The sequence below is a fragment of the Pseudonocardia cypriaca genome (genome assembly GCF_006717045.1).
Classification (GTDB): domain Bacteria; phylum Actinomycetota; class Actinomycetes; order Mycobacteriales; family Pseudonocardiaceae; genus Pseudonocardia; species Pseudonocardia cypriaca.
The window spans coordinates 2,431,740-2,453,533 of sequence record NZ_VFPH01000001.1 but is presented as its reverse complement, the minus strand read 5'-3'; the positions used below and the strand labels follow the sequence as shown (position 1 = coordinate 2,453,533).

Here is a 21,794-nt window from a genome sequence, read left to right as displayed (position 1 = left end):
ACGCAGACCGCGCTCTGTCGCTGAGCCCTCCGCGCATTCCCCCGGACGCCGCTGTCGCGGTCGTTCCCACCTGCTTTCCTCCGGAGGACCTCGATGAGCGCACCCGCGCTCGACGTGCGGCTCGTCGCCTACACCGATCCACTCGTCCTGCCTTTGCTCGCCGACCTGGACCGGGAGTACTCCGCCCGCTACGGCCACACGCTGGGTGACCTGCACCAGGAGGCGTTGCGGGGCGCCGCCGAGTTCGGCCCGCCCGACGGCGGGATCCTGCTCCTCCTCGACGACGGCGAGCCGGTGGCCGGGGGCGCGTTCCGCCGCCTCGACGAGCACACGGCCGAGCTGAAGCGGATCTGGACGCACTCGGCGCACCGGCGGCGCGGTCTCGCCCGCCGGGTGCTCGCCGAGCTGGAGCGGGAGATCGCGGCGCGCGGCTACCGGCGGATCCACCTCACCACCGGACCGCGCCAGCCCGAGGCGAAAGGCCTCTACCTCGCCACCGGATACACGCCGCTCTACGACCCCGATCTCCCGCCCGAGCGGATCGGCCCGCACCCGTTCGAGAAGGAGTTGCAGCCGTGACCGTCTCCCGGGAGGCCGCACCGGCGCCCGTCCTGCCCGCGGTGGCCGAGGAGCTCACCGTCGTCCCGGCGCGCCACCCGTGGCGGTGGGCCGCCACGGGCGTGGTCGCCGTGCTGCTGGCGATGGCGATCAACGCGCTCGTCACGAACCCGGCGTGGGACTGGCCGACGGTCGGGCAGTTCCTGTTCGCGCCGTCGATCCTGCGGTCGGTGGTGCTCACGCTGCAGCTCACGGCGCTCGGGATCGTCGTCGGCTTCGTGCTGGGCACGGTGCTCGCGGTGATGCGGATGTCGCCCAACCCGCTCCTGCGCTCGGTGAGCTGGACCTACATCTGGGTCTTCCGCTCGGTCCCGCTGATCCTGCAGCTGCTCTTCTGGTACAACCTCGCGCTGCTCTACCGGACGATCGGGGTCGGCATCCCGTTCGGCCCGACGTTCGTCGAGTTCGGCACGATGGACCTGGTCAGCCCCTTGACGGCCGCGGTGCTCGGGCTCGCGCTGCACCAGGCCGCATACGCCGCCGAGGTGGTGCGGGCGGGGTTCCTCGCGGTGGACCAGGGTCAGCTCGAGGCGGCCGCCGCGCTGGGCATCCCGAAGCTGCGGCAGTTCGGCCGGATCCAGCTGCCGCAGGCCATGCGCACGATCGTGCCGACGGCGGGCAACGAGCTGATCGGCCTGGTCAAGGGCACGTCGGTGGTCTACATCATGGCGCTGTCGGAGCTCTTCTACCAGGTGCAGGTGATCTACACCCGCAACGGCCGCGTGATCCCGCTGCTGCTCGTCGCCGCCATCTGGTACCTCGCGCTCACCACCGTCATGTCGATCGGGCAGTTCTACGTCGAGCGCCACTACGCTCGCGGCGCGCAGCGGGCGCTGCCGCCCACCCCGCTCCAGCGGCTGCGGGCCACCGTGCGGCGGAGTGGCTCGTGAGCGCGCCCATGGTCGAGCTGCGCGGCGTCCACAAGAGCTTCGGCGCGCTGGACGTCCTGCACGGCGTCGACCTCACCGTCCGGAAGGGCGAGGTCACGGTGCTGCTCGGACCGTCCGGCTCGGGCAAGTCCACGCTGCTGCGCACGATCAACCACCTGGAGAAGGTCGACAAGGGGTTCGTGCTCGTCGACGGCGAGCTCATGGGCTACCGCCGCTCCGGCAACCGGCTGCACGAGCTCTCCGAGCGGCACATCCTGCGCCGGCGCACCCGCATCGGGTTCGTCTTCCAGAGCTTCAACCTGTTCGGCCACCTCACGGTGCTGGAGAACGTGGTGGAGGCTCCGTTGTCGGCGCAGGGCCGCGACCGCGCCGAGGCCACCGCTCACGCGCGGGAGCTGCTGGAGCGCGTCGGGCTCTCGGACAAGGCGCAGGAGTACCCGCGCCGCCTGTCCGGCGGCCAGCAGCAACGGGTCGCGATCGCGCGGGCGCTCGCCCTGCGTCCGAAGCTCGTGCTGTTCGACGAACCGACCTCCGCGCTCGACCCGGAGCTCGTCGGTGAGGTGCTCGACGTGATGCGCGACCTCGCCCGCACCGGCACCACCATGGTCGTCGTCACCCACGAGATCGGCTTCGCCCGCGAGGCGGCGGACACCGTGGTGTTCCTCGACGCCGGCCGCATCGTCGAGCAGGGCCCGCCCGCTCAGGTCCTCGACTCCCCCCGCGAGGAGCGCACCCGCGCGTTCCTCGGCGCCGTCCGTCACTGATTCCGGAGGAAAACCCGTGCCGAGGTTCCCGCGATCCCTCCTGGCCGCCGTCCTGTTGATGTTCGCCGCCGTCGCGTGCGCAGGTCCGGATCCGGACCAGACCGGCCAGCAGGCCGCGCCGGCAGGCGTCACGGTGAACACGAGTCCGGAGCAGCACCGGGTACGCGCCGAGAAGGTGGACGCGATCGCTGCGCTCGTGCCCCAGGCGGTCCGCGACCGCGGAAAGCTCGTCGTCGGTACGACCGGCACGGCGGGTCCGCCGCTGTCGTTCCGCGCCGACGACGACACAACGGTGATCGGCGTCGAACCGGACGTCGCACAGCTGGTCGCCGACGTCCTCGGGCTGGAGCTGCGCCTGGAGCCGACCTCGTGGGAGAACCTGTTCCTCTCCGTCGAGTCGGGCCAGTACGACGCCGGCTTCTCGAACGTCACGGTCACCGAGGAGCGCAAGGACAAGTACGACTTCGCGACCTACCGCGTCGACACCGTGTCGTTCGAGGTGCGGAAGGACTCGCAGATCCAGCAGATCGCAGAGCCGAAGGACGTCGCCGGTCTCACGATCTCGGTGAGCTCGGGCACCAACCAGGAGGAGATCCTGCTGGGCTGGGACGAGCAGAACCGCGCCGCCGGGCTCGCCCCCGTGAACTTCCGGTACTACCAGAGCACCGGCGACTACTACCTCGCCCTGGACTCCGGGCGGATCGACGCCTACCTCGGCCCGAACCCGACGCTCGCCTACCACGTCGCCGTCGGCGGCACGACCAAGATCGTCGGGTCGGTGTCGGGCGGGGGCGACATCACGGCCGACATCGCCGCCATGACCCGCAAGGACAACGGGCTCGTCCGCGCGCTCAACGAGGCGCTGAACACCGTGATCCAGAACGGCCGGTACGCCGAGGTGCTGGGCCGCTGGAACCTCGGCAGCGAGGCCGTGCCCACCTCCGAGATCAACCCGCCGGGCCTGCCCCGCAAGCCGGCCTCGTAGTCGGCAGGGCGCGGATCTCGACAGGTAGGCGCCGGGAGCAGCACCGAGGCGGACCGGACGGCCCCATGATCGTCGAGTCCGTCACCCGATAGCGTGCCGCACCCGGGGGGTGCGATGGGACCACGCATGTTCGCTCTCGTGATCGCGCTGATCACGGTTGTCACCGTCTGTTCCGCCGGTACCGCGGCACCCGCGCAGGCGGCGGAGCAGCCGACCTACGACCAGTACTCGCGGATGCTCGCGCGCAGCGCCGGGCAGTACTGGTCCGGCGGCAAGGTGGCCGGCCAGTGGGCGTGGAACCCGCAGGGCAGCGGCGAGTCGCGGATCAGCTGGGGCGACCCTGCCAAGTGGCCGCCCTCCTACGCGGAGCGGTTCGTCCGCGGCGGGGACTGGTTGCTCCTCGACGGCTGGTCGGACAACGGCACCTACTACCGGCTCCGCGTCAATCGCGAGGAGATCGGCGACGGCAACTGCCGGAACCTGCGTGCGTTGCCGTCCGACGGCGGCCGCCAGCACTACGTCCAGTGGACGATCCCGGCCAAGTCGTACTGCCTGAAGGCGTGGGGCACGATCACCGAGGAGTCGTCTGGCAAGGTGATCGACTTCGGTCACACCCAGATCTGGTCACCGCCCGCGCCGTGCTCCAACCCGTACCACAGCGGGAAGACGTGCGTGAAGCAGTGGGAGTCGTGGTGGGACAACAAGGGCGCACCCGGCACACCGATCGTCCGGCGGCTCGAACGCGACCAGTTCATCGCGCAGGACATCGGCATGGCGTTCACGATCCAGCGGTATTTCCCGAGCTCGTGGCGGGCCGACCTCCGCGACTTCTGGACCTGGTAGCCGCAGGTCACCCCGGCGACGCGGCCGCTCGCAGGTGGGCACGTAGCCATCGCTGGGCGGGGTCGGCGTCGAGCCTGCCGTGCCACTGGGCCCTGATCGGCACGGGCGGGAGGTCGATCGGCGGCGCGAGCGCCCGCAGCCCGAGCATGGCGCCGTACTGCTCGGCCAACCGGCGCGGGACGAGCCCGACGAGGTCGGAGCCCGCCACCATCAGCGCCGCGACGGCGAACGAGCCGACCACGGCCGCCACGTGCCGCGCGAGCCCGTGGGCGGCGAGCGCGTCGTCGAGCGGGCCCCGCGAGATGCCCCGCCGCGACGCGACGACGTGCGGGTGGGCGCAGACCTGCGCAGGCGACGGGTCCGCGCTGCGTCCGAGCTCCGAGCCCGCATCGACGACCAGGGTGAGCGAGTCGACGTAGAGCTGTGCTTCTCGCAGGTCGGTCGCAGCCGCGTCACCCACGCCGACGTCGATGTCCACCGTGCCGTCGCGCAACGCCTCGACCTCCTCCGCGCCCTCACCGACGAACCGCAGCGTGACCCGGGGGGCCTCGGCGCTCACCCGCCGCACGAGGTGCAACGCGAGCGTGCTCGCGACGCCGTCGTTGATGCGGATCGTGAACCTGCGGTCGAGCGTGGCCGGGTCGAGCTCGCGTTCGCTGGTCAGCACGCCATCGACGGCGTCGAGGAGCGAGCGGACCTGGGGCGCCACCCGCAGCGTGAACGGGGTCGGGGCGAGGCCCCGCCCGGCGCGGACGAACACGGGGTCGGCGAAGGCGCGACGCAGCCGGGCGAGCGCGCGGCTGGTGGCGGGCACCGAGAGGTGCAGTCGTCGCGCCGCTCCCGTGACGCTGCCCTCGGTGGCGAGGGCGTCGAGCACCTTCAACAGGTTCAGGTCCAGGTCCGGCGGCACATGTGCATGCTACGCAACCCAGCCTTCCGATCTTTGCAGTAGACGCAGTAGTTGGGCGTTCCTAGCGTCCCTGCCATGTCCAACACCCGTCCCGCGGCGACGCTCGTCGTGATGTGCGCCTGCGCGGCGCTCGTCGTCGGCTTCGTCGCCTCCGTCAACCTCGCGCTCCCACTGCTGGCCGACGCGTTGGCGCCCTCCTCGTCCGCCCTGCTATGGGTCGTCGACGGCTACGTGCTGGTCTTCGCCTGCCTGGTGATCCCCGGCGGCGCGGCGGGCGACCGGTTCGGCCGCAAGGGCGTGCTGACCGCCGGGCTGGCCACCGTCGCGCTCGGTGCGCTCGTCTCGGCGCTCGCACCCACGATCCCGGTGCTGCTCGCCGGGCGGGTGGTCGCCGGCATCGGCGCCGCTGCGGTCCTGCCCAACACCCTCGGGTGTCTCCTGCACGCGACGCCACCGGAGCGCAGGCCGGCCGCGATCGGGTGGTGGGCGGCGGCGACCGGGGTCGGCGGCATCATCGGCAACGTCGGTGGCGGAGCGCTGCTGGCCGCCGGTGGCTGGCGATCGCTGTTCGCAGGTGTGGTCCCGATCGCGGTCGCGCTGGCCGTCGCGGTCGCCGCGACGACGCCGGTCTCCCCGCGCACCGCCCGCCCGCTGCGCCCCGTCGCGACCCTCATGCTGACCGGCGGCACCTTCGCGCTGCTGCTCGGCATCATCGAAGCACCGGAGCTCGGCTGGGCCGGCCCCGTCGTGATCGGCGGTTTCGTCCTCGCCGTCGGCCTCTACGCGGCCTGGGCACGGGCCGAGCTACGGGCCGAGCGGCCGCTGCTCGACCCGCGGCTGTTCCGGATCCCGCTGCTGCGCAGCTCCTGCCTCGGCATGGTCGTGTGCTTCTTCGGCATGTTCGGCCTGTTCTTCGTCAACGCCTCGTTCCTGCAGTACGGCAAGGGGTACGGCGTGCTGGCCACCGGGCTCGGGCTCGTGCCGCTGGTGGTGCCGCTGCTGGCAGGCGCCCGGTTCGCACCGTGGATCTCGGCCCGCCTCGCACCGGCGGTACAGCTCGCCGCGGCGTTCGCGTTGATCGGCGGCGGGCTGGTCGGCCTGTCGACGGTCGGCCGCGCGACCCCCTACCCGATCTACGCCGCCGGCCTCGTCGTCATCGGCACGGGGTGCGCGCTCGCCCTGCCGCGGCTGTCGGCCGACATCGCCGGTTCGCTCCCACCGGAGCAGGCCGGCGTGTCGGGCGGGTTGCAGTCGACCACGCGGGAGCTCGGCAGCGCTCTCGGCGTCGCCGTGATCGGGACGGTGCTGACCGGCGCGTTCGTCGCCGGCCTTCCGCCCGTCCTCGCCGGCGGCACAACCGTGCCGCACACGGTCGCGGCGGCGCTGGCCATCGCCCCGGACGCCGCGACCCGGTCGGCGGTGCTCGACGCGTTCGTCGCCGCGGTCGACACGGGTTTCTTCGCGATCGGGCTCACCACACTCGTCACGGGCGCGCTCGTGACCGCGCAGTCGGTCGCCAGTGCGCGGGCCCGCCGCTCCCCCGAACGGGTGCTGTATCGTGGCTGACCGTGACGGGCATGGGCGCTCCGGCGGCCGCTCCCGTCGGAGGCGGAGTGGGACTCGGTTCCCCTCGTTCCCCCCACCCGATCGGGTGCCGTGGCGGTCTGCCCCGCCCGCTCGTCGGCGGCTGTTGTCGTCCGTGCTGTATACGGGGCTTTCGCCTCCGCTGAGCCTGCACGTCTGCCGGCCGGGGGCGTGAGCCCGCGACCCAGCGCAGAAAGCAACGTGCTCGAAGGCACCCCGGAAAGGACCACCTCCCCATGTCGCGCATCTCGCGCCTGACCCGTTCCGTCCTGCTGCTGCTCCCCCTCGCCGTGCTCGCGGCGGCGTGCGCGGCACCGGGCTCCGCCCCGTCCTCGGGCGGTGAGCCCGGCCAGGTCGTCTCCATCGGCGTGACCGACGCCAGCGAGAACTACTGGAACGTCTACAAGCAGAAGGCCGCCGCCAAGGGCATCACGGTCAACTTCGTCAACTTCACCGACTACAACCAGCCCAACCCGGCGCTGTCGCAGGGACAGCTGCAGCTCAACGAGTTCCAGCACCTGCAGTACCTCGCGAACTACAACGTCAAGAACAACGACGACCTGGTTCCGATCGGCGCGACCGCGGTCTACCCGCTGCCGCTGTACTCGGCGAAGCACACCTCGGTCGACCAGATCCCGCAGGGCGGCCAGGTCGTCATCCCGAACGACCCGACCAACCAGGCGCGCGCCCTGCTGGTGCTGCAGGCCGCCGGGCTGGTCACGCTGAAGGGCGGCGGCAACTCGCTGTCGACGCCGAACGACATCGAGTCGGGCAAGGTCCAGGTCGTGCCCGTCGACGCCGCGCAGACCGCCACGAACATCCAGAGCGTGGACGCCGCGATCGTGAACAACAACTACGCCACCGCGGCGAAGCTGACGCCCGAGCAGCGGATCTTCGCCGACGACCCGAACAGCGACTCGTCCAAGCCCTACATCAACGCGTTCGTGTCCCGCGCCGAGGACAAGGACAACCCGGTCTACCTCCAGCTGGCTGCGCTGTACCACGACCCGGAGGTGGAGGCGGCCATCCGCGTCGACCTGGGCGACACCGGCGTCTTCAAGACGAACGACGCCGCCGACCTGCAGGCCACGACCGACGAGATCGAGAACAACATCCGCGCGGCGGGTTCCTGAGCCGTGGCGCCACTGATCTCCTTCCGGGGAGTGAGCAAGGTCTTCCCCGGTGGACGCGGCAGTGACGTGCGCGCCGTCGACGGCGTCGACCTCGGCATCGAGGACGGGGAGATCACCGGCATCATCGGTCAGTCGGGGGCGGGCAAGAGCACGCTCGTCCGCATGGTCAACGCGCTCGAGCTGCCGACGGAGGGCACGGTGACCGTCGGCAGCCGGGTGACCGGTGAGCTCGGCGAGCGCGGGCTCCGGGAGCTGCGCGGGGAGGTCGGGATGATCTTCCAGCAGTTCAACCTGTTCTCCTCGCGCACCGTGGCGGGCAACGTCGGCTACCCGCTGCGGATCGCGGGCTGGCCGCGCGAGCGGCGCCGGGACCGCGTGGCCGAGCTGCTGGACTTCGTCGGGATCGCCGAGAAGGCGCGCCAGTTCCCCGCGCAGCTGTCCGGCGGGCAGAAGCAGCGGGTGGGCATCGCCCGCGCGCTGGCCACCTCGCCGCGGATCCTGCTCGCCGACGAGGCCACCAGCGCCCTCGACCCGGAGACCACGAAGGACGTCCTCGCCCTGCTCAAGCGGATCAACCGCGAGCTGGGCACCACGATCGTCGTGATCACCCACGAGATGGACGTGGTGAGCTCGATCTGCGACACCGTCGTGGTGATGGAGCAGGGCCGCGTGATCGAGCAGGGCCCGGTCTACGACGTGTTCAGCGAGCCGCGCGAGCCGGCCACCCGCCGCTTCGTGCACAGCGTGCTGCACGACCGGCCGTCCGACGAGACCCTCGCCCGCCTGCGCGAGCACTTCCCCGGTCGGATCGTCACCGTCTCCATCCGGGAGGACCCGGCCGTCCGGACCGCGGTTTCCGAGGTGATCGCGAGCCACGACGTGCGCAGCACGATCATCTACGGCGGGATCCGGGAGCTCGCGGAGAAGCCGTTCGGCAGCATCACGCTCGAGCTGGCGGGCGACGACGTCGCGATCGACGCGCTGGTCGCACAGCTGCGCGCGCACACCCACGTCGAGGAGCTCACGCAGGAGGTGCGTTCATGACCGACTGGGCGACGCTCTCCCCCGTCCTGTGGTTGTCGTTCCAGCAGACCGTCTACATGGTCTTCTGGACGATGCTCATCGCCGGGGCGCTCGGCCTGGTGCTCGGGGTGGCGCTCTACGCGACGCGGCACGGTGGGCTGCTGCAGAACGGCCCGCTGTTCGGCCTGCTCAACGTGCTGGTGAACATCGTGCGCCCGATCCCGTTCATCATCTTCATCACGGCGATCGGGCCGCTCACCCTGCTCGTGATGGGCACGACCATCGGAACGCAGTCCGTGCTGTTCCCGATGTCGGCCATGGCGACGTTCGTGATCGGCCGGATCGTCGAGCAGAACCTCGTGTCGGTGGACCCGGGCGTGATCGAGGCGGCACGCGCGATGGGTGCGAGCCGGTTCCGGATCATCTGGAGCGTGCTCATCCCCGAGGCGCTCGGGCCGCTGATCCTCGGCTACACCTTCATCTTCATCGGCGTGGTGGACATGTCCGCGATGGCCGGCTACGTCGGTGGGGGCGGGCTCGGCGACTTCGCCATCAGCTACGGCTACCAGCAGTTCAACTGGACGGTCACGCTGGTCACCGTCGTGATCATCGTGCTGATCGTGCAGCTGGCGCAGCTGGTCGGAAACTGGCTGGCCCGCAAGGCCCTCCGTCGCTGAGGGCTCAGAGATCGGTTCCGCGGGTGACCTGCTCCCAGGCACGCAGCTCGGCGGTGTTCGCCTCCATCGAGGCCGTGATCGCGTCGGCGGCGTCGTTGCCGAGCGCCAGGCGCAGCGGCGGCTCCTCGGCGTCGAGGGCGTCGAGGATGGCGGCCGCGGCCTTGGCGGGGTCGCCGGGCTGCGTGCCGTCGAAGTCCTGCTGCATCTTCCGCACGGGGCCGACGATGTCGTCGTAGGCCGGGATCGGCTCGCTCATGCGCATGCCGGCGCCGTGCAGGCCGGTGCGGAACGCGCCGGGCTCCACGATCAGCACCCGGATGCCGAGCGGGCCGACCTCGGCCGCGAGCCCCTCGGACCAGCCCTCCAGCGCGAACTTGGTGGCGCTGTAGGCGCCCACCCCGGGGAACGACAGCCGTCCGCCGAGGCTGCTGAACTGAACGATCGCGCCGCTGCCCCGGGCGCGCAGGTGCGGCAGCGCCGCGCGCGTGAGCGCGACGGGCCCGAAGAAGTGCACGTCCATGAGGTCGCGCAGCTCGGCGTCGGTGGTCTCCTCCGCCGCCCCGATGAGCGCCCGGCCCGCGGCGTTGACCAGCACGTCGAGCCGGCCGTGCCGCTCCACCACCCCGTCGACGACCGCCGCGCCCGCCGCCGGGTCGGCGACGTCGAGCTCGACCGGTTCGACCCCGTCCGGGAGCCCGATCGTCCGGCGCGCGGCGCCGACGACGACGTCGCCCGCCTCGACCGCTGCGGTGGCGAGTGCACGCCCGAAGCCCGACGAGGCGCCGGTGATCAACCAGACCCTTCCCTGTCCCATGCCGCCGGACGCTACGGCGCGCCTCATCCGGCGGGGAGGTCCGATCTTGCTGAGCGTGGGAGGTACGGCGCCGCCACCGCGGGTCAGCGCCGCGCCACGTCGAGGTCGTCCAGGAAGCCGCCGGACTGGTGGGCCCACAGCGCCGCGTAGGTGCCGTGCGCGGCGAGCAGCTCCGCGTGGCTGCCCTGCTCGACGATCCGGCCACCGTCGAGCACGACGAGCCGGTCCATGCGGGCCACCGTGCTCAACCGATGCGCCACCACGAGCGCGGTGCGGCCGTCCATGAGCCGCCACAGGGCGTCCTGGACGAGGATCTCGCTCTCCGAGTCCAGCGCACTCGTGGCCTCGTCGAGCAGCAGGATCGGCGCGTCGCGCAGGATGGCGCGCGCGAGGGCGACGCGCTGGCGCTGGCCACCCGACAGCTTGATCCCGCGCTCCCCGACCACCGTGTCGAGCCCGCCGGGCAGGCCGTCGACGAACTCCATGACGTGCGCGGCCTCCGCGGCGCGGCGGATCTCCGCCTCGCTCGCACCTGGCCGGCCGAACGCGACGTTCTCGCGCAGGGTGCGGTGGAACATCGCCGGGTCCTGCGGCACGTAGGAGACCAGGCTGCGCAAGTCGGCCTGGCTGATCCGGGAGATGTCCTGGCCACCGATCAGGATGCGCCCGCCGTGGACGTCCATCAGCCGCAGCAGCAGCTTGGTGAGGGTGGTCTTCCCGCCGCCGGACCGCCCGACCAGCCCGATCTTCTCCCCGTTCCCGACGGTCAGGTCGAGGCCCGCGAAGAGCGGCGGAGCGCCGTCGTGGGCGAACGTCACGTGCTCGAACCGCACGTCGGCCGCCGTGGCGCGCAGCGGCTCCGGGGAGAGCGGGTCACGCACCGTCGGCGGGGTGAGCAGCAGCTCGGTGAACTGGGCGGCCTCGGTCATCGAGCTCTCCAGCTGCCGGTAGATCTGGTTGAACTCGAACATCACGCGGGTGGCACTCCAGTAGTAGGTGACCGTCACGACGATGGCCTCCACGCCGAGCTGCCCACCGCCGACGCCGATGGCGACGAACAGACCGAGCGCGTTGGTGAGCACGTACATCGGCGCGACAACCGTGTCGATGCGCAGGTTGGCGTAGTCCCACGACCGGATGGACAGCCTGCGCTGCTCGGCGACGCGGGTCTTGTGCTCGGCGGCCTCGCGCTCCTCGGCGGCGAAGGCACGCACCGTCTCCATGTTCATCAAGCTGTCGGCGACGTGGCCGGACACCCGAGCGATCGCCGCTTCCCGCTGGTCGACGAGCGCCTGGCGACGCCGCACGAGCGGGGCGATGAGCACACCGGTCGTCACCATGAGGCTCACCAGGACGACGACCAGCATCGGGTCGTACTGCCAGAGCACCGCCGACGCGAACACCAGCGGCACGAGGCTGGCGATGACGGAGAACGCGAGCGTGTCGACGAACTCCTCGAACCGCGTGGCGAAGCTGAGCACCCGTTTCGTCAGCGACCCCGCGAAGTTGTCGTGGAAGAACGCCGCGTCCTTCGCGAGCAGCTCGTTCATGCCGATCACGTACAGGTTCTCGATCCCGCGACCGTCGGTCCGGTTCAGGCAGTGCACGCCGACGCGCCACAGCGCCTCGGCCAGCAGCAGCACGGCGGCGAACCCGAGCACGTGGAGCAGCACGGTGTCCGGGCCGACGTCCTGTCCCCCGGCGATGCGGCCTGCGAGCGCCGCGACGATCAGCGGGCCGACGTAGGCCTGGCAGGTGTTCCCCACCGCCGGCAGCAGCAGGGCGGGAGCAGCTATCAGCCGGTTGCGGGCGAGCTCACGCCCGTAGTAGCGCAGCGCGAGCAGCACCGCCGTTTTGCGCCGCGGCGCAGCCATTGGATTTCCCCCTCACGCGAGGGGTTTCATGCTCGCGAGGCGGATGGCGGAATGCGACCGAATTAGGCGTTCAGTGACCTGCCTGCGGCAGCAGGGCGTCCTCCAGCTCGACGCGGAACGGGGCCGCGGTGTGCTCGTGGACCCAGTCGAGGGTGATCCCCGCGGCCAGGTCGACGAGGACCAGGCCGGCCGAGTCGGTGCGGAACGTCGCCGCCTCGGTGACGACCACGTCGACCGGCCGCTGAGCGGTGAGCGGGAACGTGCACTCCGGCACGATCTTGGGCGAGCCGTCCTTCGCGGTGTGCGTGGTGGCCACCACGACGGTGCGGGCCCCGACGAGCAGGTCCATCGCACCGCCGACGCCGAGCACCGGCTTGCCGGGGATGGCCCAGTTCGCGATCCGGCCGGTGGCGTCGATCTGGAGGGCGCCGAGCACCGCGACCTCGACGTGGCCGCCCCGGATCATCCCGAAGGACGCCGAGCTGGCGAAGTAGGAGGCGCCCGGCTGCGCGGTGACCGGCTGCTTGCCGGCGTGCACGAGGTCGGGGTCGATCTGGTCCGGCGCCGGGGTCGGGCCGACGCCGAGCAGGCCGTTCTCGGTCTGGAGGTGCGCGCCGTGGCCGTCGGGCAGGTGGTCGGCCACCAGCGTGGGGATCCCGATGCCGAGGTTGACGACCGCGCCGGGCGGGATGTGCGGGACCACGCGGGCGGCGATCCGGTGCTGGATGCCGCTCACCGCCTCACCACCACAGCGTCGACGAACAGGTGCGGGGTCACGATGGCCTCCGGGTCGAGGGCGCCGACCGGCACCACCTCGTCGACCTCGGCGATGACGAGGTCGGCGGCGGTGGCCATGTCCGGGTTGAAGTTGCGGGCGGTCTTGGAGTACACGAGGTTGCCCAGCTCGTCGGCCGCGCGCGCCCGCACGAGCGCGACGTCGGCCCGCAGGCTCTCCTGGTAGATGTGCGGCTCGCCGCGGATCGTCCGCTCCTCACGGCCCTCGCCCAGCGCGGTGCCCCACCCGGTGCGGCTGTAGAAGCCGCCGATCCCGGCGCCGCCGGCACGGATCGCCTCGGCGAGGGTGCCCTGCGGCATGAGGTCGATCTCCAGCCGCCCGGCCTGGTACGCCGCGACGACGTCGGGGTTGCTGGTGAAGTAGGACCCGACCGCCTTGCGGACCCGGCCTTCGAGGAGCAGCCGGCCGAGGCCGCGCCCCGGCTCGCCGAGGTTGTTGCTGATGACCGTCAGGTTGCCGACGGCCGTGTGCGCTAGCAGGCCCTCGATCAACGTGAGCGGCGCGCCGACCAGGCCGAACCCGCCGACCATGAGCGTGGCGCCGTCCTCGATCCGCGAGACCGCCGCGGCGACGTCGACGGTGACTCGCTCGACGAGAGTGGACATGTGTCGAGGTGACCACGGCCCGGCCCATACGTCCAACATCTGGTTCGTCTGTACCAAGACGAACCGCATATAGGATCGGCTCGTGCGGTACCGGCGGCTCGGCTACTTCGTGGCGGTCGCGGAGGAGCTGAGCTTCACCCGAGCCGCGCAGCGCCTGCACATGGCCCAGCCCCCGCTCAGCCAGCAGATCGCGCTGCTGGAGAAGGAGATCGGCACCCCGCTCTTCGACCGCTCCCGCCGCAGCATCCGGCTCACCGCCGCAGGCGCGGCGCTCCTGCCCGAGGCCCGCCGGTTGCTCACCGACCTCGACGAGACGGTCCGGATGGTGCGCGGCGTCGGGGACGGCACGGTCGGCAGCCTCACGGTCGGGTTCGTCCCGTCGGCGATGGGTGGGGTACTGCCCGACCTGTTGCGCGAGTTCCGCGCCACGCACCCGGTGGTCGAGCTGACCCTGCGCGAGATGGCCCCCGACGCCCTGCTGCGCGCCGTGCACGAGCGGCGCCTCGACGTCGCCGTGCTCTACCTGCCGATCAGCGAACCCGATCTCGCGCACCGCCGCCTGGCCTCCGAGGACCTCCTGCTCGCACTCCCGGAGGCCCACCCGGCCGCCACGGCGTCCGCGATCGCCCTCGCCGACGTCGCCGGGGAACCGTTCGTCCTCCCCGAACGGCACGACGTGCCCGGCCTGCACGCCGCGATCACCGCCTTGTTCGCCGACGCAGGCGTCACGCCCCGCATCGCCCAGCGCGGGGTGTGGCTGGTCCAGACCGTGCTGGGTCTGGTGGCCGCCGGCATCGGGTTGGCGGTGGTCCCGTCCTCCGCCGCGGCGCTCCACCGGAAGGGGGTGGCGCTCCGGCGGTTGACGGACGCGACCCAGCGGCTGGAGCTCGCGGCGATCTGGCGGCCCGACGCGATGTCGGCGCCCTTGGACGGCCTTCTCGACCTCGTGCAGCCGTAGCGCGGGCCGGGGAAACCGCGGCTCACGCCGCCGGCATGACCTCGGGCTCGACGGCGGCAGGTCGCCGGGTGGTGATCGTCAGGGCGACGCCACCGAGGATCAGCGCCCCGCCCACCGCTTGCACCGGCGTGGGCACCTGGTCCAGCAGCAACCACGACGCCACCGCGGAAGCGATGACCTCGAGCAGCGCCACGAGCGACCCGCGGGATGCGCCGATGCGCCTGATCGCGGCCACGCCGGCCAGGTAGGCGATCACCGACGAGACGAGCACCAGCAGCGCCGCCGTAACCGGCCAGCCGACGTCCACGCCGGCGAGGAACACGCCGGTGGCAGCGGTGTCGATCACGACCGGCAGCACGCCGACGAGCCCGAGCAACGCCACGACGACCGTGCCCAGCGTCATCCCGACCCCCGCGAGCACGAGCGGTGGCGTGGAGCTGCCGGCGCGGTCGGCGAGCAGGAAGTACGAGGCCTGGCACACCGCGGCGGCGAGGCCCCATGCGATGCCCTCCCAGCGCAGCTCCACCCCGGTCCAGACCTGCACCACCAGCGACAGCCCGAAGAGCGCCACCACGGCGCCGAAGATCGTGCGCGCTCCGAGCGGCTCCCGCCGCACCAGCCACACCCAGGCGAGCACCAGGATCGGGCCGAGGAACTCCAGCAGGAGGGCGATCGCGACCGGCACGTACAGCAGCGCGTTGAAGAACGCCACCTGCACGCCTGCCACCGCGAGGGCTCCGTACAGAACCAGCGCGGGAGCGTCGGCGCGGATCGCCGCGAGCACGCCGGGGCGGGTGAGCGCGAGGATCACCAGCAGGACGGCCGCGGCCCCGCCCATCCGGACGAGCACGGCTCCACTGGCCGACCAGCCCGCATCCGTCAACGCCTTCGCGAAGGGCCCCGACAGCCCGAACGTGGCGGCGGAAACCACCGCGAGCGCAAGGCCGACCCCCGTCCGTCCCCCTGTCACCACACGCACAACTCGGACTGCAGCAGCGGCATTCCGCCGGGCGCCCATGTAGGAAGGAGCGCGTGCGACTCAACCACTGGACGGTCCAGGCGACGGACTCGCCGATCGGCATGGCGTACGCGCTCCTCGACCGCCGGGCGAAGGAGCGCGAGCTGCTCGACCTGGCCCAGGCGGCGCCCCAGTACCCCGCCGCGCCGGAGGTGCTCGAGCACGTCGTCGCAACCGCCCGCCATCCCCGCGGCGCCGACTACGTCGAGATCGCCGGGCTCCCGCACCTGCGAGAGGCGTTCGCGGCCGAGCTGTCCGCCTCGTACCGCGGGCGGGTGCGGGCCGAGCACGTGATCGTCACCGCCGGCTGCAACCAGGCGTTCTGCCTCGTCGCGTCGGCGCTCGCCGCGCCAGGCGACGAGGTGGTGCTGACGCTGCCGTACTACTTCAACCACGACATGTGGCTGCGGATGTCCGGGATCGTGCCGGTGCACCTCGAGCCGGGCCCCGACCTGGTGCCCACCCCGGAGGCCGCGGAGGCCGTGATCACCCCGCGGACCCGGGCCATCGTCCTGGTGACGCCGGGCAACCCGAGTGGCGCCACCGCCTCGCCGGAGCGGATCGCGGCGCTGGCCGACGTGGCGGCGCGGCACGACGTCGCGCTGATCCTCGACGAGACCTACCGGTCGTTCCGCGACACCGACGAGCCGCCGCACGCCCTCTTCGCCGACCCGGAGTGGTCCAGCACCGTCGTCAGCCTGCACAGCTTCTCCAAGGACTTCGCCATCCCGGGCTACCGGGTCGGCGCCCTCGTCGCGTCCCCCGACCTGGGCCGGGAGGTCACCAAGCTGCTCGACTGCGTCGCGATCTGCGCGCCGCGGATCGGCCAGGAGGCCGCGTGGGCCGGCCTCACCAAGGCCCAAGACTGGCGGCGCGAGAAGGCGGGCGAGATCGCCCACCGCCGGCACTGGTTCCGGACGGTGATGGCCGACCGGCCCGGCGGCTTCGAACTGCTGTCCGCGGGCGGCATGTTCGGCTGGCTCCGGCACCCGTTCCCCGGGCGTCCCACCGAGGACGTGGTGCGCGAGCTCGTCGTCGACCACGACACGCTCGTCATCCCGGGCACCGCCTTCCTCCCGGACGACCGCGGCACGTTCCGCGTCAGTCTCAGCAACGCCGACCAGGACGCGCTCAGCGACTTCGCCGACCGCCTCACAGCGGCCGGAGAGCGTGCCGACCGTCACGCGCAGTGACCACCGGCGCTCCTTTCCGGATGACGCCCGATTCTCTTTCGGGTCGGAACGCCGCTGCTAGCTTTCCGCCATGGCCAGCCTCGGTCGCCGAACCGTTATCGGCATCGCGCTCGTTCCGCTGCTCTTCTGCGGGGCCGCCGCGGCCGCCGTTCCCGCCGCCCACGCCGCGAGCTCGGCCGGGAACGCCGCAGCAGACGTCATCGCGCGCACCAACGCGATCCGCCAGGAGGCGGGATGCGCCCCGGTGAAGGTCGATGAACGGCTGCGCTCCATCGCCCAGGAACACGCCACCGACATGGCGCGCCACGGCTACCTCGAGCACGAAGACCGCGACGGGACGTCGTCGGACGAGCGGATCGGATCGGCGGGCTACGACACCGTCACGGGCGAGAACCTTGCGCACGGTTATGCGAGTGCCGCCGAGGTCATGAATGTGTGGATGCGTTCCGCGGGGCATCGCGAGAACCTCGAGGACTGCGCATTCACCCACATCGGCGTCGGTTACTCGCCGAACGGCCATTACTGGGTGCAGGACTTCGGCGGCTGATCGTTCGCACGCCGCAAACCGGGCGCAACGCCCTCAGACGGCCCTCGCCCTGGCGACGGTCGCGGCTACCCTCCGTTGCCGGGTCTGCGGGCGTACCGCCCGCGCGATCGACTCCAGCGCCGCCCGACGCACCGATGGGGACAGAGCGGCGAAGCCGGCGGCCGCCGCCGGATCGGCGTCGAGCGCGGCCCGCAGGTCGTCGGGAACCACCCCGTCCTGTGCGTCGGCGAGCATCGACCAGGTGCCGGTCCGCTTCGCCAGGTCGACCATGGCCTGTCCGGCGGGCGTCATCCGGCCCTGCGCGGTGAGCTGCTCGACCAACTCACGGTTGACCTTGCTCCAGGCGGCGGTCGGCCGCCGCGGGCTGAACCGCTGCCGCCACGAGGAGTCGTCGTGGCGGCGGGCCAGGCTGTCGATCCAGCCGAAGCAGATGGCCTCCTCGATCGCCTCCCGGTGGCTGATGCCCGGCCGGCCGCTACGGGCGTGGGGGATGACGAGCCATACCTCCGCCGCCGATGCGGCGTGGGTCGAGAGCCACTCCCGCCACTGCTCGCACGAAGCCGGCTCGATGACGTCCGCTCCCATGACGGCGGCGCTCACGACAACGAGGCCGTTGCCTGCTCGCGACGCGCGAACACCTCGAGGTAGTGCGGGTTGTGCATCACCCCGAGCACGTTCCCGAACGGGTCGACCACCGACGCCGTGACGAAGCCGGAGCCGTCGCCGTGCTCGGTGATCGGCTGGTGCTCGGTGGCACCCAACGCGAGCAGGCGGTCGACGGCGCCCTGCAGGTCGTCGACGTGCCAGTGCATGACCGCGCCGCCGGGCGACCCGGGCTCCCCGGGCGGGGCGTAGCGGCGGTCGATGAAGCCGATCTCGTCCCCGTCGTCGCCGATGCGGAACTCGACGTATGCCGGCTCGGCCGGGGCGGGCGGGTAGGCGTAGTAGGCCTCGACGCCGAAGAGCTGGGCGTACCAGTCGCGAGCCGCGGCGATGTCGTCGGCGTAGAGGTTCAGGGTGGCGAATCCACGGAACATCGGTTCTCTCCCGGCTCGGACGGTGTTACCAGTGAAGGACGTTAGCCGGTCACAGTGTGACCAGTCAATAACAAACACTGGTAACATCGGCGACGTGAGCAGACCAGACGCCCCCGCCCCACTCGTCCTCGTCCAGGCACTCGTCAACACCTGGTTCGGGCGGCTCGCGGGCGGCGGAGACGAGGGCCTGCAGACCCCGGCCGACCTCGCCCGCTGGTGCCGCGAGCACGGCGCGCCGGTCGCCGACGAGGCCGTCACGGCGACCGAGCTGGCGCTCGCGCTCACCGTCCGCGAGGGCCTGCGCGCAGCTCTGGCGCGCCACAACGACGCCGAGCAGCCCGTCGACGACGCCGCACTCCAGCGGCTGGAACAGGTCGCACCCGAGCTCGCCGTGCACGTGTCCTTCACCGACGGCGAGCCGGAGCTACGGCCTCGGGACGAGTCCCCGGTGCGGCGGATGCTGGCGAGCATGCTGGCCGCGACCGTCCCCGCGAGCCGGGACCGGACGTGGCAGCGGCTGAAGGTGTGCCGGGAGCCGCGCTGCCGCGCCGCCTTCTACGACGGCTCCCGCAACGGTTCCGGCGTGTGGTGCTCGATGAGCGCCTGCGGGGCCGCGGCCAAGCAGCGCGCGTTCGTCGAACGGCGGCGCGCCCGCAACGCCGCGCGCCGTGCGAGCGCCTAGCGGCCCGGCGTCACGAGATGCCGGAGACCAGCGGACCGATCAGCGGAGTCCACTCCGCGATCTCGGCGGAGGTGATCACGCCGGTGATCTTGAACGGGTCCTTCTCGATCAACCCGGCCACCTCGGCCTCGTCCTCGCCGCGGAAGATCAGCAGTGCGCCGGCGGGCTCGTCGGGGCCGAACGGGCCGGACAGCAGGATGACACCGCGGTCGGCGAGCCCGCGGAGGTACTCGCGGTGCTCGGGACGCACCCGGTCGCGCGTGGCGACGTCGTCGGAGTACCGGTAGGTGACCGCGTAGATCGTCATTCCCCCATTCTGGTTCGCCGGCACGCGGTGGGACAGCCCGCGGGCACGAGCATCTTCGACCTGCCCTGCCGATGGCTTCTGGGCAGACTCGCGTCATGAAGTACGTGCTGCTGATATGCGACGACGAGTCGGACCCGCCGTCGAACGAGGAGCTGCGGGCCGATCCGGTGCACCAGGCGTGGTGGGAGGACGTGCAGCGGCGCGGCGGCATGCTCGCCGGTCAGCGGCTGCGGCCGGTGGTGGACGCCACCACCGTGCGGGTCCGCGACGGCGAGACGCTCGTGTCGGACGGCCCGTTCGCCGAGACCAAGGACTTCGTGGGCGGCTTCGTGGTGGTCGACTGCGACAACCTGGACGACGCCATCGCGATCGCGGCCGGTCACCCCTTCGCGCGCCGGGGCGGCGTCGAGATCCGCCCGGTCTGGGAGTGAGCGGGCCCGGCGGGCCCGTCGGCGCGGCGGTCGAGGCGGCGTACCGGGACGAGTGGGGCCAGGTGGTCGCCACCCTGATCGGGCTGACCGGCGACTGGGACCTCGCCGAGGACTGCGCGCAGGAGGCGTTCGCCGCCGCCGTGGCGACGTGGCCGCGCGACGGCGTGCCGCGCCGTCCGGGCGCCTGGCTCACGACGACCGCGCGCAACCGGGCGACCGACCGGCTCCGTCGGGCCGCGGCCGCTGCGGCGAAGCTGCGCGAGGCCGCGGTCCTGGAGCGCGATCCCGGCGACGAGCCGCAGGCGGAGGAGATCCCCGACGACCGGCTGCGGCTGATGTTCACCTGCTGCCATCCCGCGCTGCCGTTCCCGGCCCGCGTCGCGCTCACCCTGCGGACGCTGGCCGGGATGAGCACCGGCGAGATCGCGCGCGCGTTCCTGTCGGCCGAGCCGGCGATGGCGCAACGCATCGCACGGGCCAAGCGCAAGATCCGCGAGGCCGGCATCCCGTACCGGGTGCCGCCCGCCGAGCTGCTGCCGCAGCGGCTCCACGCCGTCCTCGCGGTGCTCTACCTGATCTTCAACCAGGGCTACGACGAGGACGGCGACCGGGATCTCACGGGTGAGGCGATCCGGCTGGCCCGCGTCCTGGTCGGGCTGATGCCGCACGAGCCGGAGCCGCGCGGGCTGCTCGCGCTGATGTTGCTGCACGGAGCGCGCCGAGCGACGCGCACCGAGGACGGGGTGCTGGTGCCGTTGGAGGACCAGGACCGATCCCGCTGGGACCGTGCGCTCATCGCCGACGGGGTGGCGGTGCTCGACCAGGCGCTCGCGATGCGGCGGGCCGGGCCGTACCAGGTGCAGGCCGCGATCGCGGCCTGCCACGCCACCGCGCCGGACGCGGCGAGCACCGACTGGCCGCAGATCGCCACCCTGTACGCGGAGCTGGCGCGGCTCGCGCCGTCCCCGGTGGTGGAGCTCAACCGGGCGGTGGCGGTCGCGATGGCCGACGGCGTGGAGGCCGGCCTTCGCCTGGTCGGCGAGCTCAGCGCGTCGGGCCGGCTCGAGGGCTACTACCTGCTCCCCGCGACCCGTGCCGACCTCCTGCGCCGGGCGGGCCGGCCACACGAGGCGCGCGCCGCCTATGCCGAGGCCATCGCGATGGCGCCGACCGACGCCGAGCGCCGCTACCTGACGGGCCGCCTGCGCGCGCTCTGAAAATCCTGGGGCCCGATGTCGAAGCCGGGCCGAACCCTTCGTCGGTGGGACGACGGACCACCGAGACGAGGGAGAGAGACATGAGCACCGACCCGACCCGGCCGGCGCCCGAGGTGGTCGACCGGGCCACCTGGCAGGCCGCGATCGACGAGCTGCGGACCCGGGAGAAGGCGCACACCCACGAGGGCGACGCGATCGCGGCGGCGCGGCGGCGGCTGCCGATGGTGGAGGTCGACCCGACCACCGCCGTGGTCGGCGCGGATGACCCGGTCCCCCTGCTGGAGGTGTTCGAGGGACGCACCCAGCTCATCGCCTACTACTTCATGTGGCACCACGGCCGCCCCGCGGCCGAGCAGTGCGAGGGCTGCACGTTCTACACCCACCAGGTCGCGGAGCTGTCCTACCTGCACTCCCGCGACATCTCCTACGCCGTCTTCTGCCAGGGCCCCTACGCCGAGAGCATCCGCTACCACGACTTCATGGGCTGGACGATGCCCTGGTACTCCGTGCAGGACTCGGCCGGCACCCTGCTCGCCGGCCGCGAGGTCGGACGGATGTACCTGGCGTGCTACCTGCGGCAGGGCGACCGGGTCTTCGAGACCTACTGGACCACCATCCGCGGCGTCGAGACCATGGACTACAGCTACGCGCTGATGGACCTCACCGCGTACGGCCGCCAGGAGCCGTGGGAGGACTCCCCTGGCGGATGGCCGCAGCAGTGGCTGGTCGACGGCACGAACCTGCGGACCGACGGGCGTCCCATCGCCCACTGGTCACGCCTCGGGGCCGGCCACTCCGACGACCTGACCGGCGGTGGTGCCGAGGCGCACCCCGCGGCCTCGCCGACGTCCGGGTGCTGCCATTCCTGACATCACCGATCGCGGGCGC

At 72.2% G+C, this 21,794-nt stretch carries 25 protein-coding genes; 16 read left to right on the top strand and 9 right to left on the bottom strand.

Annotation, left to right across the window (positions count from 1 at the left end):
* Positions 1-93: 93 nt before the first annotated feature.
* The 5 genes from FB388_RS11750 to FB388_RS11730 all read left to right on the top strand — a co-directional run bounded on the left by FB388_RS11750 (position 94) and on the right by FB388_RS11730 (position 4,100).
* On the top strand, positions 94-579 hold the full coding sequence (locus tag FB388_RS11750; protein ID WP_142100270.1) for a GNAT family N-acetyltransferase: 486 nt from the start codon (positions 94-96) through the stop codon (positions 577-579).
* The gene (locus FB388_RS11745) at positions 576-1,508 is read left to right on the top strand and encodes an amino acid ABC transporter permease (protein WP_246121844.1); all 933 of its coding nucleotides are present in this window, start codon (positions 576-578) and stop codon (positions 1,506-1,508) included. Before FB388_RS11750 ends, FB388_RS11745 begins: the two co-directional genes overlap by 4 nt.
* Before the next feature lie 8 nt (positions 1,509-1,516).
* Positions 1,517-2,272 (top strand): amino acid ABC transporter ATP-binding protein, encoded by a 756-nt coding sequence (locus FB388_RS11740; RefSeq protein ID WP_142102937.1) that lies wholly within the window; start codon positions 1,517-1,519, stop codon positions 2,270-2,272.
* 16 nt (positions 2,273-2,288) lie between these two features.
* Positions 2,289-3,257 (top strand): ABC transporter substrate-binding protein, encoded by a 969-nt coding sequence (locus FB388_RS11735; RefSeq protein ID WP_246121843.1) that lies wholly within the window; start codon positions 2,289-2,291, stop codon positions 3,255-3,257.
* A 126-nt stretch (positions 3,258-3,383) separates the two neighbouring features.
* Entirely contained in the window at positions 3,384-4,100 is a 717-nt protein-coding gene (locus tag FB388_RS11730) for a hypothetical protein (RefSeq protein ID WP_142100267.1), read from the top strand.
* Positions 4,101-4,107: 7 nt separating this feature from the next.
* Here the strand turns inward: FB388_RS11730 and FB388_RS11725 are convergent, their stop codons facing one another.
* Entirely contained in the window at positions 4,108-5,010 is a 903-nt protein-coding gene (locus FB388_RS11725) for a LysR family transcriptional regulator (protein ID WP_142100264.1), read from the bottom strand.
* A 75-nt stretch (positions 5,011-5,085) separates the two neighbouring features.
* Between FB388_RS11725 and FB388_RS11720 the strand changes: the two genes are divergently transcribed.
* The 4 genes from FB388_RS11720 to FB388_RS11705 all read left to right on the top strand — a co-directional run bounded on the left by FB388_RS11720 (position 5,086) and on the right by FB388_RS11705 (position 9,427).
* Positions 5,086-6,576, top strand: a complete 1,491-nt coding sequence (locus FB388_RS11720; protein ID WP_246121842.1) for an MFS transporter — start codon at positions 5,086-5,088, stop codon at positions 6,574-6,576.
* 254 nt (positions 6,577-6,830) lie between these two features.
* Entirely contained in the window at positions 6,831-7,727 is an 897-nt protein-coding gene (locus FB388_RS11715; protein ID WP_142100262.1) for a MetQ/NlpA family ABC transporter substrate-binding protein, read from the top strand.
* A gap of 30 nt (positions 7,728-7,757) precedes the next feature.
* Positions 7,758-8,771 (top strand): methionine ABC transporter ATP-binding protein, encoded by a 1,014-nt coding sequence (locus FB388_RS11710; protein ID WP_246121841.1) that lies wholly within the window; start codon positions 7,758-7,760, stop codon positions 8,769-8,771.
* Positions 8,768-9,427: a methionine ABC transporter permease gene (locus tag FB388_RS11705; RefSeq protein WP_142100258.1), complete on the top strand. Its 660-nt coding sequence runs from the start codon at positions 8,768-8,770 to the stop codon at positions 9,425-9,427. Before FB388_RS11710 ends, FB388_RS11705 begins: the two co-directional genes overlap by 4 nt.
* 4 nt (positions 9,428-9,431) lie before the next feature.
* Here the strand turns inward: FB388_RS11705 and FB388_RS11700 are convergent, their stop codons facing one another.
* The 4 genes from FB388_RS11700 to FB388_RS11685 form a co-directional block, all read right to left on the bottom strand.
* Positions 9,432-10,241 carry an SDR family NAD(P)-dependent oxidoreductase gene (locus FB388_RS11700; RefSeq protein ID WP_211361860.1) on the bottom strand — a complete coding sequence of 270 codons (810 nt, stop codon included), beginning with the start codon at positions 10,239-10,241 and terminating at the stop codon, positions 9,432-9,434.
* 83 nt (positions 10,242-10,324) lie between these two features.
* Positions 10,325-12,115 (bottom strand): ABC transporter ATP-binding protein, encoded by a 1,791-nt coding sequence (locus FB388_RS11695; protein WP_142100254.1) that lies wholly within the window; start codon positions 12,113-12,115, stop codon positions 10,325-10,327.
* A gap of 70 nt (positions 12,116-12,185) precedes the next feature.
* Complete coding sequence (locus tag FB388_RS11690) at positions 12,186-12,851, bottom strand: 3-oxoacid CoA-transferase subunit B (RefSeq protein ID WP_142100252.1); 666 nt, start codon at positions 12,849-12,851, stop codon at positions 12,186-12,188.
* Positions 12,848-13,516 (bottom strand): CoA transferase subunit A, encoded by a 669-nt coding sequence (locus FB388_RS11685; protein WP_142100251.1) that lies wholly within the window; start codon positions 13,514-13,516, stop codon positions 12,848-12,850. Before FB388_RS11685 ends, FB388_RS11690 begins: the two co-directional genes overlap by 4 nt.
* An 82-nt stretch (positions 13,517-13,598) precedes the next feature.
* Between FB388_RS11685 and FB388_RS11680 the strand changes: the two genes are divergently transcribed.
* A complete protein-coding gene (locus FB388_RS11680; RefSeq protein WP_211361859.1) occupies positions 13,599-14,474 on the top strand; it encodes a LysR family transcriptional regulator in 876 nt (291 codons plus the stop codon).
* Between the two features lie 22 nt (positions 14,475-14,496).
* Here FB388_RS11680 and FB388_RS11675 read toward each other — a convergent pair whose 3' ends face one another.
* Complete coding sequence (locus tag FB388_RS11675; protein WP_246121840.1) at positions 14,497-15,444, bottom strand: EamA family transporter; 948 nt, start codon at positions 15,442-15,444, stop codon at positions 14,497-14,499.
* 62 nt (positions 15,445-15,506) lie between these two features.
* Here FB388_RS11675 and FB388_RS11670 point away from each other — a divergent pair, with 62 nt between their 5' ends.
* Both FB388_RS11670 and FB388_RS11665 read left to right on the top strand, forming a co-directional pair.
* On the top strand, positions 15,507-16,685 hold the full coding sequence (locus FB388_RS11670) for an aminotransferase (protein WP_142100246.1): 1,179 nt from the start codon (positions 15,507-15,509) through the stop codon (positions 16,683-16,685).
* A 70-nt stretch (positions 16,686-16,755) separates the two neighbouring features.
* Positions 16,756-17,232, top strand: a complete 477-nt coding sequence (locus tag FB388_RS11665) for a CAP domain-containing protein (RefSeq protein WP_142100244.1) — start codon at positions 16,756-16,758, stop codon at positions 17,230-17,232.
* Between the two features lie 33 nt (positions 17,233-17,265).
* On the opposite strand, the gene FB388_RS11660 is transcribed toward FB388_RS11665, so the two are convergent.
* Both FB388_RS11660 and FB388_RS11655 read right to left on the bottom strand, forming a co-directional pair.
* Entirely contained in the window at positions 17,266-17,832 is a 567-nt protein-coding gene (locus FB388_RS11660) for a YdeI/OmpD-associated family protein (RefSeq protein ID WP_246121838.1), read from the bottom strand.
* The gene (locus tag FB388_RS11655) at positions 17,829-18,269 is read right to left on the bottom strand and encodes a VOC family protein (protein ID WP_142100242.1); all 441 of its coding nucleotides are present in this window, start codon (positions 18,267-18,269) and stop codon (positions 17,829-17,831) included. Before FB388_RS11655 ends, FB388_RS11660 begins: the two co-directional genes overlap by 4 nt.
* A gap of 94 nt (positions 18,270-18,363) precedes the next feature.
* Between FB388_RS11655 and FB388_RS11650 the strand changes: the two genes are divergently transcribed.
* Positions 18,364-18,951, top strand: a complete 588-nt coding sequence (locus FB388_RS11650; RefSeq protein ID WP_170225578.1) for a CGNR zinc finger domain-containing protein — start codon at positions 18,364-18,366, stop codon at positions 18,949-18,951.
* A 10-nt stretch (positions 18,952-18,961) separates the two neighbouring features.
* Here the strand turns inward: FB388_RS11650 and FB388_RS11645 are convergent, their stop codons facing one another.
* On the bottom strand, positions 18,962-19,258 hold the full coding sequence (locus tag FB388_RS11645) for a YciI family protein (RefSeq protein ID WP_142100238.1): 297 nt from the start codon (positions 19,256-19,258) through the stop codon (positions 18,962-18,964).
* Positions 19,259-19,353: 95 nt separating this feature from the next.
* Here FB388_RS11645 and FB388_RS11640 point away from each other — a divergent pair, with 95 nt between their 5' ends.
* The 3 genes from FB388_RS11640 to FB388_RS11630 all read left to right on the top strand — a co-directional run bounded on the left by FB388_RS11640 (position 19,354) and on the right by FB388_RS11630 (position 21,775).
* The gene (locus FB388_RS11640; RefSeq protein WP_142100236.1) at positions 19,354-19,689 is read left to right on the top strand and encodes a YciI family protein; all 336 of its coding nucleotides are present in this window, start codon (positions 19,354-19,356) and stop codon (positions 19,687-19,689) included.
* Complete coding sequence (locus FB388_RS11635) at positions 19,686-20,906, top strand: RNA polymerase sigma factor (protein ID WP_170225577.1); 1,221 nt, start codon at positions 19,686-19,688, stop codon at positions 20,904-20,906. The genes FB388_RS11640 and FB388_RS11635 overlap by 4 nt, the downstream gene beginning before the upstream one ends.
* An 80-nt stretch (positions 20,907-20,986) precedes the next feature.
* Entirely contained in the window at positions 20,987-21,775 is a 789-nt protein-coding gene (locus FB388_RS11630) for a DUF899 family protein (protein WP_142100234.1), read from the top strand.
* Positions 21,776-21,794 lie beyond the last annotated feature (19 nt).

Bases quoted from the DNA above. Each gene is read 5' to 3' on its own strand.
- FB388_RS11750 (WP_142100270.1), top strand. From the start codon at position 94: ATGAGCGCACCCGCGCTCGACGTGCGGCTCGTCGCCTACACCGATCCA.
- FB388_RS11740 (WP_142102937.1), top strand. From the start codon at position 1,517: ATGGTCGAGCTGCGCGGCGTCCACAAGAGCTTCGGCGCGCTGGACGTC.
- FB388_RS11730 (WP_142100267.1), top strand. From the start codon at position 3,384: ATGTTCGCTCTCGTGATCGCGCTGATCACGGTTGTCACCGTCTGTTCC.
- FB388_RS11720 (WP_246121842.1), top strand. From the start codon at position 5,086: ATGTCCAACACCCGTCCCGCGGCGACGCTCGTCGTGATGTGCGCCTGC.
- FB388_RS11715 (WP_142100262.1), top strand. From the start codon at position 6,831: ATGTCGCGCATCTCGCGCCTGACCCGTTCCGTCCTGCTGCTGCTCCCC.
- FB388_RS11705 (WP_142100258.1), top strand. From the start codon at position 8,768: ATGACCGACTGGGCGACGCTCTCCCCCGTCCTGTGGTTGTCGTTCCAG.
- FB388_RS11700 (WP_211361860.1), bottom strand. From the start codon at position 10,241: ATGGGACAGGGAAGGGTCTGGTTGATCACCGGCGCCTCGTCGGGCTTC.
- FB388_RS11695 (WP_142100254.1), bottom strand. From the start codon at position 12,115: ATGGCTGCGCCGCGGCGCAAAACGGCGGTGCTGCTCGCGCTGCGCTAC.
- FB388_RS11685 (WP_142100251.1), bottom strand. From the start codon at position 13,516: ATGTCCACTCTCGTCGAGCGAGTCACCGTCGACGTCGCCGCGGCGGTC.
- FB388_RS11665 (WP_142100244.1), top strand. From the start codon at position 16,756: ATGGCCAGCCTCGGTCGCCGAACCGTTATCGGCATCGCGCTCGTTCCG.
- FB388_RS11655 (WP_142100242.1), bottom strand. From the start codon at position 18,269: ATGTTCCGTGGATTCGCCACCCTGAACCTCTACGCCGACGACATCGCC.
- FB388_RS11645 (WP_142100238.1), bottom strand. From the start codon at position 19,258: ATGACGATCTACGCGGTCACCTACCGGTACTCCGACGACGTCGCCACG.
- FB388_RS11640 (WP_142100236.1), top strand. From the start codon at position 19,354: ATGAAGTACGTGCTGCTGATATGCGACGACGAGTCGGACCCGCCGTCG.
- FB388_RS11630 (WP_142100234.1), top strand. From the start codon at position 20,987: ATGAGCACCGACCCGACCCGGCCGGCGCCCGAGGTGGTCGACCGGGCC.